This window comes from Brevundimonas sp. (assembly GCF_046293315.1).
Lineage (GTDB): Bacteria > Pseudomonadota > Alphaproteobacteria > Caulobacterales > Caulobacteraceae > Brevundimonas.
Window position 1 is genome coordinate 137,950 of record NZ_JBKBPF010000001.1, and the last position, 14,122, is coordinate 152,071.

A 14,122-nucleotide genomic window follows, 5' to 3' on the forward strand; every position below is an offset into this window, starting at 1 on the left:
CTCGAAAGAGCCGCCCTTTCCTTATGCGTCGTGAGTCAGCTTGCGACTCAGGCCTCGGGTTCGACCGTTTCCATGGTCTCGGGCGTGGGCTGCGGGAGCGCTTCGGTCTCAGGCTTGGCTTCGTCGGTGAACTCGGCTTCGCCTTCCAGAGCGGCTTCGGAACCGGCCACGTTCGAGGTGGAGTCTGTCACGGCGGGGGCGGCTTCGAACTCGGCTTCGGTCCAGGCCAGAACCACGGCTCCGTTGTCCAGGCCGGCGCCGTCGATGGGCGCTTCGCGCAGTTGGCCGTCAGCGGTGCGGATCTGCAGGGTCTGCTGGCCCGAGGCGTCCACGCCGGCGCCTTCAAGGATGCCCAGCGACGCGCCATCAGCCGCGCGGACTTCAGCGCCCGGCTCGACCGTGCCGCTGGCTTCGGCAGCCGGTTGCTCGATCGGCGCCTGGGCCATCGGATCTTCGGTGGGAACTTCCTGGGCGAAAGCGGGGGCGGCGAACATCAGGGCGCCGGCAACGCCAGTCAGAAGAGCGGTCTTGCGGATCATGATGAAATCTCCTGTTTCGCGAGCCGGGAGGCGCTCGCATAAAAGTGAACACAGCAGATTTCGTTTTGTTTCAGCCGCCCAGAAATGACCCCGAGCCTGCCCCAATCGACCGATTCCTGATCGATATGGGACGAGGCGTCCGGATCAGTCCTCGCGAACGCGCTTCTTGCGGAACGAGGGATTCAGGACCTGCTTGCGCAGGCGAATGGACTTGGGCGTGACCTCGACCAGCTCGTCGCTCTCGATATAGGCGATGGCCTGCTCCAGTGACGGGCGGCGAGGCGGAGTCAGGCGAACGGCCTCATCCTTGCCCGAGGCGCGCACGTTGGTCAGCTGCTTGCCCTTGATGGGGTTCACGTCCAGGTCGTCAGACCGGCTGTTCTCGCCGATGATCATGCCTTGATAGGTCTTTTCGCCAGCGCCCACGAACATGACGCCGCGATCTTCCAGGTTCCACAGGGCGAAGGCCGCCGTCTCGCCGTCGGAGTTTGACACCAGCACGCCCTTCAGGCGGCCCTCGATGGCGCCCTTGTAGGCTTCATAGTGGCTGAACACCCGGTTCAGCACGCCGGAACCGCGGGTGTCGGTGAGAAACTCGCCCTGATAGCCGATCAGCGAGCGCGACGGGCACATCAGCTGGATGCGGGTCTTGCCGGCGCCGGAGGGGCCCATGTCCTTCAGTTCGGCCTTGCGAGCCGACAGCTTTTCGATGACCACGCCAGAGTATTCGTCGTCCACGTCGATGACCACGTCCTCGATGGGCTCCAGGCGCTCGCCGTTCTCGCCGGTCTGGTAGACCACGCGGGGGCGGGAGATGGAGAGCTCGAAGCCTTCGCGGCGCATATTCTCGATCAGAACGCCCAGCTGCAGTTCGCCGCGGCCGGCGACTTCATAGGCGTCGGCGCCCGGAGTCGGGGTGACGCGGATGGCGACGTTGGACTCGGCTTCCTTGAGCAGGCGGTCGCGGATGACCCGGCTCTGCACCTTGTCGCCCTCGCGGCCGGCCAGGGGGCTGTCGTTGACGGCCACGGTCATGGAAATGGTCGGCGGATCGATGGGCTGGGCGGGCAGGGCCTCGGTGACTTCCAGCGCGCAGAGGGTATCGGCCACGGTGGCCTTGGACATGCCGGCGATGGCGACGATGTCACCGGCCTCGGCGCCCTCTTCCACGGGCTGACGCTTCAGGCCCCGGAAAGCCAGAACCTTTGTGATCCGGCCCTGTTCGATCTGCTTGCCGTCCCGGTCCAGGGCCTTGATGGCCATGCCGGCGACGGCCTTGCCGCTCTCGATACGGCCGGTCAGCAGCCGACCCAGGAAGGGATCGGACTCGATCAGCACGTTCAGCATCTGGAAAGGCTTGTCGACGTTCAGGGCGACCGGCGCCGGCGGCACATGCTCGACGATGAGGTCGAAAAGCGGGGCAAGGGTTTCCGAAGGCTGGTTCAGGTCCAGCGTCGCCCAGCCGTTGCGGCCCGAGGCGTAGATATGGGGGAAGTCCAGCTGTTCCTCGCTGGCGCCGATGGCGGAGAACAGGTCGATGGTCTCCAGGTGCACCCGGTCCGGGTCGGCGTGAGCGCGGTCGACCTTGTTAATGCAGAGAATGGGCTTGAGGCCCATCTTCAGGGCCTTGGTCAGCACGAACTTGGTCTGGGGCATGACCCCTTCCTCGGCGTCCACCAGCAGGACGCAGCCGTCCACCATGCCGAGAATCCGCTCGACCTCGCCGCCGAAGTCGGCGTGGCCGGGGGTGTCGATGATGTTGATGCGGGTCTCGCCCGCCTTGCCGTTCCACAGCACCGAGGTGGCCTTGGCCAGGATGGTGATGCCCCGCTCGCGCTCCTGATCGTTGGAGTCCATGGCGCGTTCGGTGGTCGCCTCATTGGCTCGGAAGACGCCGGACTGGGCCAGCAGCTGGTCCACAAGGGTGGTCTTGCCGTGGTCGACGTGGGCGATGATGGCGACGTTACGAAGGTTCATGGCGTTGATTCAGACGTGTAAGGCGGGCGCGCGGACCGGCTCGGTCCGTTCGGGCCGCTGGATTTGCGGATCGGGGAGGCGGGGGCTCCATATAGGACGCGCGGGCAAAAGGCCAGCGGGAGCCGCCGGTAGCTGCAAAGGCGGACAGAGAAAAACCGCCGGCGGATTGCTCCACCGGCGGCTTCCTACACGTCGTCGATTCGACAGGGGGGCTGAAACTTAATCGACGACGCGATAGCGGCCGTTTCCATCGGGGCAGGCGCGGACATAGCGGTTTTCCACGCGGCCGTCGGGGAGACGGATGTTGCTTTCGACCAGGCGGCACTGGTCGGTGTTGTCATAGTTGCGGACCGGCTGGCTGTAGCCGTAGCCGCGATCCTGATTGTCGTAGCCACGGTCGTAGCCGTACTGCTGGCCGTAGCGATCATCGTAGCGGTTGTTGTCGTAGCCGTAGCCGGCCTGGGCGCCGTAGGGCTGGCCATAGGGCTGCGCCTGACCGGGCTGGCAGGCGGCGGTGGAGCCGCCGACACCGGCGCCGACGGCGGCGCCGAGCACCGCGCCCATGGCGCCGCCTTCGCTGCGGACCCGGCGGCTGGCGACGCCGCGACCGGCGGCGAGGCCGACGAGGGCTCCGACCACACCGCCCGCGACCTGACGCTGGCGCTGATCGCGGACGCACTGGTCGTAGTAGGGCTGATTGGTCTCGTAGCCCTGGTTGTAGCCGTAGCCGCTCTGGGCCTGATAGCCGTAGCTCTGGCCGTAAGGCTGGCCGTAGGTCTGGGCCGAGGCGGGCAGGGCGGTCGCACAGGCGGCGATGGCGGCGACCGCGATGGCGGAGTTCTTCAGGAGGGCGTTCATCGTTTTCGGCTCCGTTCCTTGGGTTCGGCGCTGAAAGGATCAGCACCCCCTTGTCGACGTCCGTTATGGCGGAGCGAACCTGAACGGGTTTTGAGCGGGCCGTTCATCTTCGTTCATGTTTCGGTTTGGGCGCAGGACGGGCTATGGGGTCGCCATGTCCGAACAATTGACCATCGCCCGCGTGGGCCACCAGGGCGACGGGATCGCCGATACCCCCGGCGGCGGCGTCTTCGTGCCCGGAACCCTGCCCGGCGAGGTGGTGCGCGCGGTGGTCAGGGACGGCCGGGCCGAGGGCATCGAGATCATCGAGGCCAGCGCCGACCGGGTTCCTATCCAGTCGGAGACCTACGCCGAGTGCGGGGTCGCGCCGCTCCAGCACTGGGCCGGCGCCCCCTATCTGGCGTGGAAGCGGGATCTGGTGGCCGAGACCCTGGAGCGGGAAGGCATCGAGACCGAGGTCGAGGCGACCGTCGCCACCCCGCCGGGGGTGCGTCGCCGCATCGCCCTGCACGCGCGGCGCGACGAGGACGGGCAGGTGGTGCTGGGCTTCAAGGGGCGCCGGTCGTGGCGGGTGGTCCCCCTGGCGCACTGTCCCCTGTCGGACCCGCGCATCAACGCCGCCCTGCCGGGTCTGGCGGCGGTGGCGGCGCCGTTTCTGGGCGGGGCCAAGTCGGCGCCGACCCTGCATGTGACCGTGACCGATTCCGGCCTGGACGTGGACATCACCGGGGTAGAGCGCAGCGGCCGCTCCGCCGACGTGGCCCAGCAGGGCGTGCGCGCGGCGCGGATGGCCGACATGGCGCGACTGAGCATGGACGGCGAGGTGCTGGTGATGATGCGCCAGCCCACGGTGCGGTTCGGCCGCGCGACCGTGCCCCTGCCGCCCGCCTCGTTCATGCAGGCTTCGCCCGTGGCCGAGGCGGCCATGGTGGAGCGGGCCGTGGCGGCGGTGCGCGGCGCCAGGCGGATCGCGGACCTGTTCTGCGGCGCCGGCACCTTCACCTTCCCCCTGGCCGAGGTGGCGCCGGTGCTGGCGGCGGACGCCTCGGCCGGGGCCATCGCGGGCCTGAAGGCGGGGGCCGGGACGGCGCAGGGACTGAAGGGCATCGACGCCCAGGCCCGCGACCTGTTCCGCCGCCCCCTGTCGCCCCACGACCTGAAGGGGATCGAGGCCATCGTCTTCGACCCGCCCCGGGCCGGGGCGCTGGAGCAGGTGCAGCAGTTCGCCGGGACCAAGTCCGTATCGGTGGTGGTGGGTGTGTCCTGCAACCCCACGACCTTCGCCCGCGACGCCCGGGTGCTGATCGATGCCGGGTTCGTGCTGGAGCGGGTCACCCCCATCGACCAGTTCCTGTGGTCGACCCATGTGGAGCTGGTGGGCGTTTTCCGGCGCTGAGCGGAGTCGGCGGTTTCAGACACTGAGCGAAAAAACAGTGTCCGAATTGTCCGAATTGTCTGAAATCTCCTTTGGGGCGTAGAGGGGCTGACTTGGGCAGTTCTGTTGGTTTTATTCAAATAATTCCGTCATCGCCGGGCTTGTCCCGGCGATCCATACGCCCGACGGGCGAGCGCCCTTGGCGCGTTCCGTGATTATGGATTCCCGGCACAAGGCCGGGAATGACGATGTGGGGAAGTGAGACTCTCGAGGCGAAAAAGAGTCTAACTGTAGTCCAACTTTCTCCGTCTGCGGGGGGCGGCGGGGGGTGATGCGTGTGCTCATCACGCCATTATAGGCGCGCGCGAAGCAGGGCGGTGAAAACGGGCCTTCGCGAGACGTCGAGGCCTTGTCGGGCAAGGGAATGGACGCCGAAAATGCGGGATTATGTTCCCTTGCGGCGGTAGGTGGCGACGTACATGTCGACCCACTGGCCGGTCTCGTCCTGCCAGGCGCCGCGCTGGAGGCGTTCGTCGTCGCTGATGATCTCGTAGGTGTCGCGATAGGCCTGCAGGCGGTCCGACCCGTCGAAGGCGGGGCCTTCGCTCGTCAGGTGCAGGCTGCGCCCGTCGATGGACAGTTCACCGTCATAGACCCAAGGATGGGCCATCATGTCGCCGGTCCACTGGCCCACGAACCGGCCCGTGGCGGGATTGAAGCCGATGACGCACAGGTAGCGACCGCCGACCATCGTGCCCTCGCCCTCGGCCACGGCCCAGAGATCGCCCAGCATCCGGACCGTCTCCGTCCCTTCGGCGCGGGTCTCGCCCTCGCCGGATTCATAGGTCCAGTCGCCGACGAGGCGGGTCAGCCAGCCATGCTCGGCGGCAGGCTTCACATCGGTCATGAGCGTCTCTCCTTCATCCGATCACCTTGGACAGGCTGTCCAGGATCATGGTCCAGCCCTCGGTGGTCCGCCCGGCGTACCGGGCCCAGCGGGGCTGCAATTCATGTGTCAGGGTGAGGTCGCATCCATCTCCGGCCGGGGCGAAGGTCACGGTGACGCGGGTGCGGTCATCCTGTGCTTCATCCACCCAGAACATAAAGACGACGCGGTGCGGGGGGTCGATCTCGATGAACTCGCCCCAATGTCGGGCCAAGGCATCGCCCCGCTGCTCGAAGATGGCGAAACGCCCCCCTTCGCGCGGCTCATAGTCGGTCCGCTCCATGACGCCGCCTCTGGTGGCGAAAAGCCACAGACCAACGGTTTCAGGGTTCATGAAGGCGTCGAACACTCGCTCCGGCGAATGGCGAAACCGCTTTTCCACGCGTATTTCGACCGGCTCGTTCATCAGCGGCCCCAGGCCGCAATACGCGCATCCGGGCGACGGATCAGCATGCCTGCGGAGGCGGCCAAGCCGGTCACCGGGCGACCTCTGCGGCGTAGGCCGCGCGCAGGGCGGTCCAACGGGCCCAGGACCAGAGGTGGGCCACGCCCTGGACGGCGTCCTCCAGGCCCTCCATGTGGTGGTGCCAGCCGGACAGGGTGCGGGACAGGTCGCACTCCCAGCTCCGGGGCACGCGGTGGATCAGGGTCAGGCAAGTGCCGTCGCCGTCGGGTTCGAGCCGCCAGCTGACCACGGACTCAGGGTCGCCGAAGGTATGGTCGAACCGGGTGACGGGCCGCCACACCAGCACTTCATTGTATTGTGTGCGGCAGGCCTCGGTATCGGGGAAGTCCGCAGTGGCGGGCTGGGTGAAGCGCAGGTCCATGCGGCCGCCGTCGCGGCCCTCGATGTTCGCCTCGGCCAGCCAGCATTTCAGGCCCCCGGGCGTGGTCAGGGCGGCCCAGACGCGCTCGGGGCTGTGGCGCAGGCGGCGCTCGAAGCGCAACTCCCAGCCGCCCTCGATCTCGCGCCAGCGGCCCTGATCGGCATCCAGGCGGACAAGCGTGTCGGTCATTGGGGAAACTCCTTGTCCAGATAGGTCTCCAGCGCATCGAGGCGATTGGCCCAGAAGCGGCGATAGGGCTCCAGCCAGGCGTCGATGTCGGCCAGGGGCGCGGGGTTCAGGCTGTACAGCCGCCGGTTGGCGTCCTTGCGCACGGTGACGAGGCCGGCCTCGCGCAGCACGGACAGGTGCCGGGACACGGTCGGCTGGCTGATGGGCAGGGCGTCCACGAAGTCGCCGGCGGGACGTTCGCCGTCCGCCAGCATGGCCATGATGGCCAGTCGATTGGGTTCGCCGAGCGCCTGAAGAGCCTGATGCATGAATATAAACAAACAGCTATATAGCTATATGTCAATATGATGGGCGCTTGCCCCCCGGGGCGGCTTGTCCCATGTGGCTGGCATGACGCTTCCTCCCCTCAATCCCTGGGTTTCCCTGCTGATCGCGGGCCTGCTCGAGGTCGCCTGGGCCTCGGGCTTCAAATTCGTCGGGCCGTCGCGGCCGGTGACCTCGCTGGTGGTGGGCGTGACCATGATCGCCAGCTTCTGGTTCCTGTGGCTGGCGACCCAGAAGCTGCCCATCGGCACGGCCTATGCGATCTGGACCGGCATCGGGGCGGTAGGCGCGGCGGGGATCGGCATCCTGGTCTATGGCGAGCCGTCCACCACGCTGAGGATTCTGTGCATCCTGATGATCGTCAGCGGCATCGTGGGTCTGAAGCTGTTTTCGGGGGTGCAATGATGCGACTGGGCGCCCAGGCTTTTCCGCCGTCATTCCCCGGCTTGACCGGGGAATCCAGATTCACCGAACGTCCCGCTGGTCCTCGCTCCTGCCGGAGTCTCTGGACCCTCCGGTCAAGCCGGAGGGTGACGGAAAGAGGGGGCCATGGTGGTGACTGACTCCAGACGCGCTCAAGCAGCGAGCGACCGCGTCGCGAGCGGTAGCGCCCTAAAAATGGGCCGCGTTCTCATCATTGCCGGGTCCGACTCCGGCGGCGGGGCCGGGGTGCAGGGCGACATCAAGGCGGTGACCATGATGGGCGGGTTCGCGGCCACGGCGATCACGGCCCTGACCGTTCAGAACACCCTGGGCGTCCACGGGGTGCATCCCGTGCCGCTGGAGGTGATCGCGGCCCAGGCAGACGCAGTGCTGGACGACATCGGGACCGATGCGATCAAGACCGGCATGCTGGGCTCGGTTGAGGTGGTGCGTTGCGTGGCCGAGATTCTGGACCGGGCGGGCGCGCCGACGGTGGTGGACCCGGTGATGATCGCCAAGGGCGGCTCGCCCCTGCTGGCCGAGGACGCGGTGGCGGCGGTGCGCGAGCTGATGGTTCCCCGCGCGGCCCTGCTGACCCCCAATGCGCCGGAGGCCGAGGCCCTGACCGGGCTGACGGTGGCTGATCTGGACGGCCAGCGGCGGGCGGGCGAGGCGCTGCTGAGGCTGGGCGCGGGCGCCGTGCTGATGAAGGGCGGCCATGTGCCGGGCGAGACGGTGGTGGACCTGCTGATGACGCCTGGGGGCGAGACCTTGCTGGAGGGCCCGCGCATCGAGACGCGGCATACTCACGGCACCGGCTGCACCCTGGCCAGCGCGTGCGCGGCGGGGATCGCCAAGGGCTTGCCGCTGGAACAGGCGGCAGCCGAGGCCTGGGCCTATGTGGCCGAGGCCATCCGGCAAGCGCCGGGGCTGGGCCGGGGCCACGGGCCGCTGGACCACGGCTGGCCGCTGCGATGAGCGATCTGGAGGATCGGCTGAAGGCCATCGTGCGGGCCGATCCCGGCCTGATGCAGGTGATGACCACGGTGCGCGGGCTGAGCCTGAACGACTGGCGGATCTTTTCGGGCGCGGTCTATCAGAGCGTCTGGAACGCGGTGACGGGCCGGGCGGCGGGATACGGCATCAAGGACTACGATCTGGGCTATTTCGATCCCAACATCTCGTGGGACGCCGAGGACGCGGTGATCCGTCAGGTCGCCGGGGCGTTCGAGCCGCCGCTGCGGGAGATGGTGGAGGTGCGCAATCAGGCGCGGGTGCATCTGTGGTTCGAGGGCAAGTTCGGCGAGCCCTATGAGGCCCTGACCGGCACGGACGAGGCGCTGGGGCGCTTTGTGGCGCCGGCTTTCGCGGTGGGGGTGCGGCTGGAGGCGGACGGGGCGGTCAGCGTGGCGGCGCCGTTCGGGCTGGAGGATGTGTTCGACATGGTGCTGCGGCCGAACCCGGTCCGGCCGAAAGCCAAGGGGTGGGCGAGGGCTGTTGAAAACGCCCGCGCGCGCTGGCCGGAGATACGCGTGATCGAGGCCTGACATGCGAAACGGCGCGGCCCTTTCGGACCGCGCCGCACGCACGGGAGAGAGGTTGCCTACCAGCGGCCGCCGGGGCGGCGGTTGTTGTCGGCGCGTTCGGCCTGCACCCGGGCGGACAGCCGGTCATAGCGCTGGTCCAGATCGCGCATCTCCCAGCGGGTCAGGCCGCCACGGCGATACTGAGTTTCCAGCCGGACGATGGCGTTCAGTTCGGCGCGCAGGCTGTTGGCCTCTCGCGGGCTGATGGCCCGGTTCTGGGCGGCGCGGTCGATGCGGCGGTCCAGGGTCGCCTTGCGCTGGGCGATGGATTGCCAGGCCGGGGCGTGGGCGGCGGGTCCGCCACGGGCCGGGCCGTGGTTCTGGGCGGCGGCGGGGACGGCGACGGACACGGCGGCGGCGGCCATCAGGGAAGCGGCGAGGGTCTTGTTCATGGCTTCGATCCTTCGATTGCGGTCGCCCCGGGGGGCAGGGCGGCGACGACGGGATCAGTGAAGCGCACCGCCCCTGATCGGAGCCTGAACGGGGCGTTTCAGTTGGCGTTCATCTGGCCGAACCCCCTGTTCAGCCGCGTCCGCTTCAGCGAGCGCGGGCAATAAAAAGGGCGCGGCCCTTTCGGACCGCGCCCTGCTCTGGCGGGAGAGAGATTGATCAGCGGCGGTAGCGCGCGCGCTGCACATAGCGGTCGATGGAACGGTCGAGATCCTGATAGCGACGCTCCAGGTCATGACGCTCGCGGAGGGTCATGCGCGGGCCGTATTGGCGCTCGAGTTCCACCAGACGCGCGATGCCGCGCCGGAAGTCGCGGGCCTTGCCGGTGCTCATGACACGGGCGCGGTGGGCGAACTCGATGTTGCGATCCAGATGGCGCACCCGCACGGCCATGGGCGGGCCGGCGTGCTGCTGGCCATAGGCGGGACCGCCGCGGGGCGGGCCGTAATTCTGGGCGGCGGCCGGAACCGCGACGGAAATCGCCGCGACGGCCATGACGGGCAAAAGTATCTTCTTCATCATGGTGCTGTCCTCGCTTCGGTTCGGCCGACCCGGTCATCGGGGCGGTGATGAGGATCACAGAAGACCACGCGCCGCCTGAGCCTGACCTGAACGACGCGGTTCAGTCGGCATTCACCTTCCTGAACCGGCGCGAAGCCTCTATGGTCCTTGTGAAGCGACCGATGGACGCGCCGGTCATGACCCGTTTCTCACGTCCCTGTTCAGACGCCGTTCAGAGGCGCCGCCGTAAACCGCTGAGCATGAACCGTATCCGTATCCTTCTTCTCGCCGGGCTGATCGCCGCCGCTCCCATGGCGGTCCCGTCAGCCCATGCGTTCGAGGCCCAGGCGCGTGACCCCCTGATGGGCGCGCTGCGCCAGGAGCGGGCGCGCGAGGAATCCCGAGAGGGCCGCCGGGTCAGCGCCAGCGAGGTGGCGCGCTCTGTCTCCCGGGGCCGCGAGGGCCGCATGCTGGGAATCAATGAGCGCAACATGGGCGGCCGCGCCGTCTATGTGGTGCGCTGGGAATATCCGGGCGGGCGCGTCGCCGACATCACGGTCGACGCCCGCACCGGCGCCGTGATCGGAGAACGCTGATGAGAGTGCTGCTTGTCGAGGACGACGCCGACCTGTCGCGCCAGTTGAAGACCGCCCTGGGCGACGCCGGCTACGCGGTGGACCACGCCCCGGACGGCGAGGAAGCCCACTTCCTGGGCGATACCGAACCCTATGACGTGGTGGTGCTGGATCTGGGCCTGCCCAAGGTGGACGGCGTCTCGGTGCTGGAGCGCTGGCGCCGGGACGGCAAGACCACGCCGGTGCTGATCCTGACCGCGCGCGGCGCGTGGTCCGACAAGGTGTCGGGCTTTGACGCCGGGGCTGACGACTATCTGACCAAGCCGTTCCACACCGAGGAGTTGCTGGCCCGACTGCGTGCGCTGCTGCGGCGCTCGGCGGGACACGCCACCTCCACGCTGGAGTGCGGGGCCCTGCGCCTGGACCCGCGCGCGGCGCGCGCCAGCGTGGACGGCGAGCCCCTGCGCCTGACTTCTCTGGAATACCGGCTGCTGCACTATCTGATGATGCACCAGGGCCGGGTGATCAGCCGCACCGAGCTGGTCGAGCACCTGTATGATCAGGACTTCGACCGGGACTCCAACACCATCGAGGTGTTCGTCGGCCGCTTGAGAAAGAAGATCGGCTCTGACCGGATCGAGACCGTGCGCGGGCTGGGCTATCGCCTGACGCCGCTGGCCGGGGAGTCCCAGGCGGCGTGAAGCAGGATCTGGGGCGCTATCTGGGTCGTCCCGGCCGGTCCCTGACCCGCCGGCTGATCTGGCTGGCGTCCGCCTGGATCCTCGTGGCCCTGCTGGCCACGGGCGCCGTGCTGACCTCGCAGTTCCAGGAATCGGGACTGCGGCGGCTGGGCGGGGTCCTGAACAACACCATCGACGAACTGGTGCGCGTCGCCACGGTCCGGGACGACCGGGTGGTCGTTCCCCAGATTCAGGATGCGCGCACCCTGGACATCCTGTCGGGCAAGTACTGGGCCGTGGCGCAGCGCGACGGCGAGGGCCGGTTGATGGTTGTGGCGCGGTCGACATCCCTGTGGGACGCCGACATGCCGATCCCGGCGAGCCTGCCCGACCGGGTCGCCGCCGCGGCGGGTGCGACCGTGTCCTACAATGCCCATGGCCCCAATAACGCTGAACCCCTGCGAGTGGCGGCAAGCCAGAAACTGCTGCCGGGCCGCGCCGAACCCGTGGTGTTCATCGCCGCCATCAACCGCTCCGACATCGATTCCGACACGCGCCAGTTCGCCGCCCTGACCTGGATCGCCCTGGGCCTGCTGGGCGCAGGGCTGATGGCGGCGGTGTTCTTCCAGGTCCGGATCGGCCTGCGCCCGCTTTATGAGCTGGGGCAGGAGATCGGCGATGTGCGCAAGGGTCGCGCCACCCGCATCAGCCGGGACTATCCCGTCGAAATCTCCCCCCTGGCGGACCAGCTGAACAAGCTGCTGGACCACAATCAGGAGGTGGTGGAGCGCCAGCGCACCCATGTGGGCAATCTGGCGCACGCCCTGAAAACGCCCCTGTCGGTGATGCTGGCCGAGACCGAGGGGCAGTCGGGCGGGCTGCCCGAGATCGTGCGGCGCCAGTCCGAGATCATGCGCGGGCAGGTGGACCACCATTTGCGCCGCGCCCGCGCCGCAGCCCGGGCCCAGGGCTCGGGCGAGCGCACCGCCGTGGCCGAGGTGCTGGACGAGATGGCGGTGATGCTGGAGCGGGTGTTCCAGTCCAGGGGCGTGGAGATCGACTGGCGCGCGCCGGACGAACTGATGTTCCGGGGGGAGCGGCAGGATCTGCAGGAAATGGTCGGCAATCTGCTGGAGAACGCCTGCCTGTGGTCCAGGCGGCGGGTGAAGGTTTCGGCGGGCGCCATCGGCATGGGGCGGCTGCTTCTGGTGATTGAGGACGACGGGCCGGGTCTGCCCGAGGACCGCCGCGACGAGGTGCTCAAGCGCGGGACGCGGCTGGATGAGGCCGTGCCGGGCACGGGCCTGGGCCTGTCCATCGTGGACGAACTGACCCGGGCCTATGAGGGGCGTCTGACGCTCGGCGACAGCGACATGGGCGGGCTGAAGGCCATGCTGGAGCTGCCCGCAGCCGAATCCTGACGCCGGTCCGGCTTATGTGTTTCTTTAAGCGGGCGGGCGGATAATGCGCGGATGAAACGTCGGGGAGTATGGGGCGCATGACGGAGCTCTCCGTCGCCAGCCGCAATGCGATCAGCGCCATGCTGGAGGCGGCGCCGGATTCGGCGCTGGCCAAGCTGTCCGTCGCCCTGCGCTCGACCCCCGGCGCCAAGGCCGACTGGATCCGGCGCCGCACGGTGGGGGAGATCAACGCCCGCCGCATGCGCGCCATGGCCTTCGGTCCCCTGATCGCCCTGTTCCGCAAGCGGGCCGACGGGGTGCGGGGGCTGAGCTTTCCGGCCCCGATCCTGAGCGGGCTGTGGAAGACGGTCAGCGCGCGCCAGCCCCTGCTGCTGAAGCAGGCCGAGGACATGACCGTGGGCGGCGGCGAGATCGATCCGCGCCTTCTGGATCAACTGTGTCTGAGCGCTGCGGCGATTCTGCGCGATGAACCCGCCGTGGTCTGGCCGGGTCTGGACGCGCGTACGGCCGAGAATCTGGCCTCGTGCTTTGATCTTGCGCCCATGGCGCGGGCGGCCATGCCCATGCTTGATCTGTGGACCGGTCGGCCGGACGCCGACAGTGCGGCGTCGCTGCGCCTGATGATGCGGGACACGAGCCGCATCAGCGAGGACGCGGCGCCCCGGATGCTGGAGATCCTGTTCGCCAATATCCGTGAAGCGCCCCTGATCCTGCGGGTCATCAGCCGGGTCTCGGGCGTGGGCGGGGAGGAGCGCTTTCTGGCGGAGTCCGAACTGGCGGACTTCGGCGAGCGGCTGTTCGAACAGGTGGAGGAGACCGCAGACGCCCTGGACCAGTTCCACCCGGCTCGGAGCGAGCCGGAGGCGGCGCGGGACATCGCCGGCCGTCTCGCCGCGGCATCCGAACTGATGGCCCAGATGGAGCTGTCCCTGGCCTTCACCCACGAGGGCGCCTGGGGCGGCCGGTTCCATGTGCTCAAGCAGCGCATCGGGCGGGCGCTGGAGAACTTGATGGGACTGTGCCCACGCATGGTGGACAAGGCCCTGCCCATGGAGCGGGTGCGCATCCACGGGGCCATGAGCCGCATGGCGCCGGTTATGGATGCGCGCACCGACGGACCGCTGGTGGAGCAGGCGCGCGCGGCCATGGTCATGCTGGGCGCATCCCGCTCGGCCGCCAGTGTGCTGGGCTGCGCGGGCCAGCGGGCGCAGGTGTGCGAAACGCTGGAAAAGCGCCTGAGCCAGTACGGGGACGAGCTGATCGAGGCCCTGAACGCGGGCGAAGGGTCGGACGAGAATCAGATGACGGCCCTGACGGAGCTGTGCGCGGGCTTTCTGGAGCAGGCCGATGCGGAGCTTCCGGCCCGGACCCTGAGGCGAAGGCTGGCGGCGGCCACGGGTGCGACAGCCGCGCCCTCGCCACAGATCGCCTGATCGCCTAAACCCCGTTCC

At 68.5% G+C, this 14,122-nt stretch carries 17 protein-coding genes; 8 read left to right on the forward strand and 9 right to left on the reverse strand.

Annotated elements, in window-relative coordinates:
* Positions 1 to 47 precede the first annotated feature (47 nt).
* From ACK4SE_RS00600 to ACK4SE_RS00610, 3 genes are all read right to left on the reverse strand, one after another.
* Complete coding sequence (locus tag ACK4SE_RS00600) at positions 48 to 539, reverse strand: hypothetical protein (RefSeq protein ID WP_409687220.1); 492 nt, start codon at positions 537 to 539, stop codon at positions 48 to 50.
* Positions 540 to 683: 144 nt separating this feature from the next.
* On the reverse strand, positions 684 to 2,516 hold the full coding sequence (gene typA, locus ACK4SE_RS00605) for a translational GTPase TypA (RefSeq protein WP_409687223.1): 1,833 nt from the start codon (positions 2,514 to 2,516) through the stop codon (positions 684 to 686).
* A 219-nt stretch (positions 2,517 to 2,735) separates the two neighbouring features.
* Positions 2,736 to 3,374: a hypothetical protein gene (locus tag ACK4SE_RS00610; RefSeq protein WP_409687226.1), complete on the reverse strand. Its 639-nt coding sequence runs from the start codon at positions 3,372 to 3,374 to the stop codon at positions 2,736 to 2,738.
* A gap of 154 nt (positions 3,375 to 3,528) precedes the next feature.
* Between ACK4SE_RS00610 and ACK4SE_RS00615 the strand changes: the two genes are divergently transcribed.
* Positions 3,529 to 4,770, forward strand: a complete 1,242-nt coding sequence (locus ACK4SE_RS00615) for a class I SAM-dependent RNA methyltransferase (protein ID WP_409687229.1) — start codon at positions 3,529 to 3,531, stop codon at positions 4,768 to 4,770.
* 424 nt (positions 4,771 to 5,194) lie between these two features.
* Here ACK4SE_RS00615 and ACK4SE_RS00620 read toward each other — a convergent pair whose 3' ends face one another.
* The 4 genes from ACK4SE_RS00620 to ACK4SE_RS00635 all read right to left on the reverse strand — a co-directional run bounded on the left by ACK4SE_RS00620 (position 5,195) and on the right by ACK4SE_RS00635 (position 7,019).
* Complete coding sequence (locus ACK4SE_RS00620) at positions 5,195 to 5,656, reverse strand: DUF1579 domain-containing protein (protein WP_409687232.1); 462 nt, start codon at positions 5,654 to 5,656, stop codon at positions 5,195 to 5,197.
* 13 nt (positions 5,657 to 5,669) lie between these two features.
* Positions 5,670 to 6,101: an SRPBCC domain-containing protein gene (locus ACK4SE_RS00625; RefSeq protein ID WP_409687235.1), complete on the reverse strand. Its 432-nt coding sequence runs from the start codon at positions 6,099 to 6,101 to the stop codon at positions 5,670 to 5,672.
* A gap of 70 nt (positions 6,102 to 6,171) precedes the next feature.
* Positions 6,172 to 6,711, reverse strand: coding sequence for an SRPBCC domain-containing protein (locus tag ACK4SE_RS00630; RefSeq protein ID WP_409687238.1), 540 nt, complete (start codon positions 6,709 to 6,711; stop codon positions 6,172 to 6,174).
* Positions 6,708 to 7,019: an ArsR/SmtB family transcription factor gene (locus ACK4SE_RS00635; protein ID WP_409687241.1), complete on the reverse strand. Its 312-nt coding sequence runs from the start codon at positions 7,017 to 7,019 to the stop codon at positions 6,708 to 6,710. Before ACK4SE_RS00635 ends, ACK4SE_RS00630 begins: the two co-directional genes overlap by 4 nt.
* 82 nt (positions 7,020 to 7,101) lie before the next feature.
* On the opposite strand from ACK4SE_RS00635, the gene ACK4SE_RS00640 reads away from it, so the two are divergent.
* From ACK4SE_RS00640 to ACK4SE_RS00650, 3 genes are all read left to right on the forward strand, one after another.
* Positions 7,102 to 7,440, forward strand: a complete 339-nt coding sequence (locus ACK4SE_RS00640) for a DMT family transporter (RefSeq protein WP_409687244.1) — start codon at positions 7,102 to 7,104, stop codon at positions 7,438 to 7,440.
* A 213-nt stretch (positions 7,441 to 7,653) separates the two neighbouring features.
* A complete protein-coding gene (thiD, locus tag ACK4SE_RS00645; protein WP_409687247.1) occupies positions 7,654 to 8,436 on the forward strand; it encodes a bifunctional hydroxymethylpyrimidine kinase/phosphomethylpyrimidine kinase in 783 nt (260 codons plus the stop codon).
* Positions 8,433 to 9,005, forward strand: coding sequence for a nucleotidyltransferase family protein (locus tag ACK4SE_RS00650; RefSeq protein WP_409687249.1), 573 nt, complete (start codon positions 8,433 to 8,435; stop codon positions 9,003 to 9,005). Before thiD ends, ACK4SE_RS00650 begins: the two co-directional genes overlap by 4 nt.
* A gap of 56 nt (positions 9,006 to 9,061) precedes the next feature.
* Here ACK4SE_RS00650 and ACK4SE_RS00655 read toward each other — a convergent pair whose 3' ends face one another.
* Together ACK4SE_RS00655 and ACK4SE_RS00660 are read right to left on the reverse strand one after the other, a co-directional pair.
* Positions 9,062 to 9,436 (reverse strand): hypothetical protein, encoded by a 375-nt coding sequence (locus ACK4SE_RS00655; protein ID WP_409687252.1) that lies wholly within the window; start codon positions 9,434 to 9,436, stop codon positions 9,062 to 9,064.
* A gap of 217 nt (positions 9,437 to 9,653) precedes the next feature.
* On the reverse strand, positions 9,654 to 10,016 hold the full coding sequence (locus tag ACK4SE_RS00660; protein ID WP_409687255.1) for a hypothetical protein: 363 nt from the start codon (positions 10,014 to 10,016) through the stop codon (positions 9,654 to 9,656).
* 239 nt (positions 10,017 to 10,255) lie between these two features.
* On the opposite strand from ACK4SE_RS00660, the gene ACK4SE_RS00665 reads away from it, so the two are divergent.
* The 4 genes from ACK4SE_RS00665 (at position 10,256) to ACK4SE_RS00680 (ending at position 14,104) form a co-directional block, all read left to right on the forward strand.
* Complete coding sequence (locus ACK4SE_RS00665; protein WP_409687258.1) at positions 10,256 to 10,591, forward strand: PepSY domain-containing protein; 336 nt, start codon at positions 10,256 to 10,258, stop codon at positions 10,589 to 10,591.
* Positions 10,591 to 11,271, forward strand: coding sequence for a response regulator transcription factor (locus ACK4SE_RS00670; protein ID WP_409687261.1), 681 nt, complete (start codon positions 10,591 to 10,593; stop codon positions 11,269 to 11,271). Before ACK4SE_RS00665 ends, ACK4SE_RS00670 begins: the two co-directional genes overlap by 1 nt.
* Positions 11,268 to 12,671 (forward strand): ATP-binding protein, encoded by a 1,404-nt coding sequence (locus ACK4SE_RS00675; RefSeq protein WP_409687264.1) that lies wholly within the window; start codon positions 11,268 to 11,270, stop codon positions 12,669 to 12,671. The genes ACK4SE_RS00670 and ACK4SE_RS00675 overlap by 4 nt, the downstream gene beginning before the upstream one ends.
* A gap of 77 nt (positions 12,672 to 12,748) precedes the next feature.
* The gene (locus ACK4SE_RS00680; RefSeq protein WP_409687266.1) at positions 12,749 to 14,104 is read left to right on the forward strand and encodes a hypothetical protein; all 1,356 of its coding nucleotides are present in this window, start codon (positions 12,749 to 12,751) and stop codon (positions 14,102 to 14,104) included.
* Positions 14,105 to 14,122: the final 18 nt, after the last annotated feature.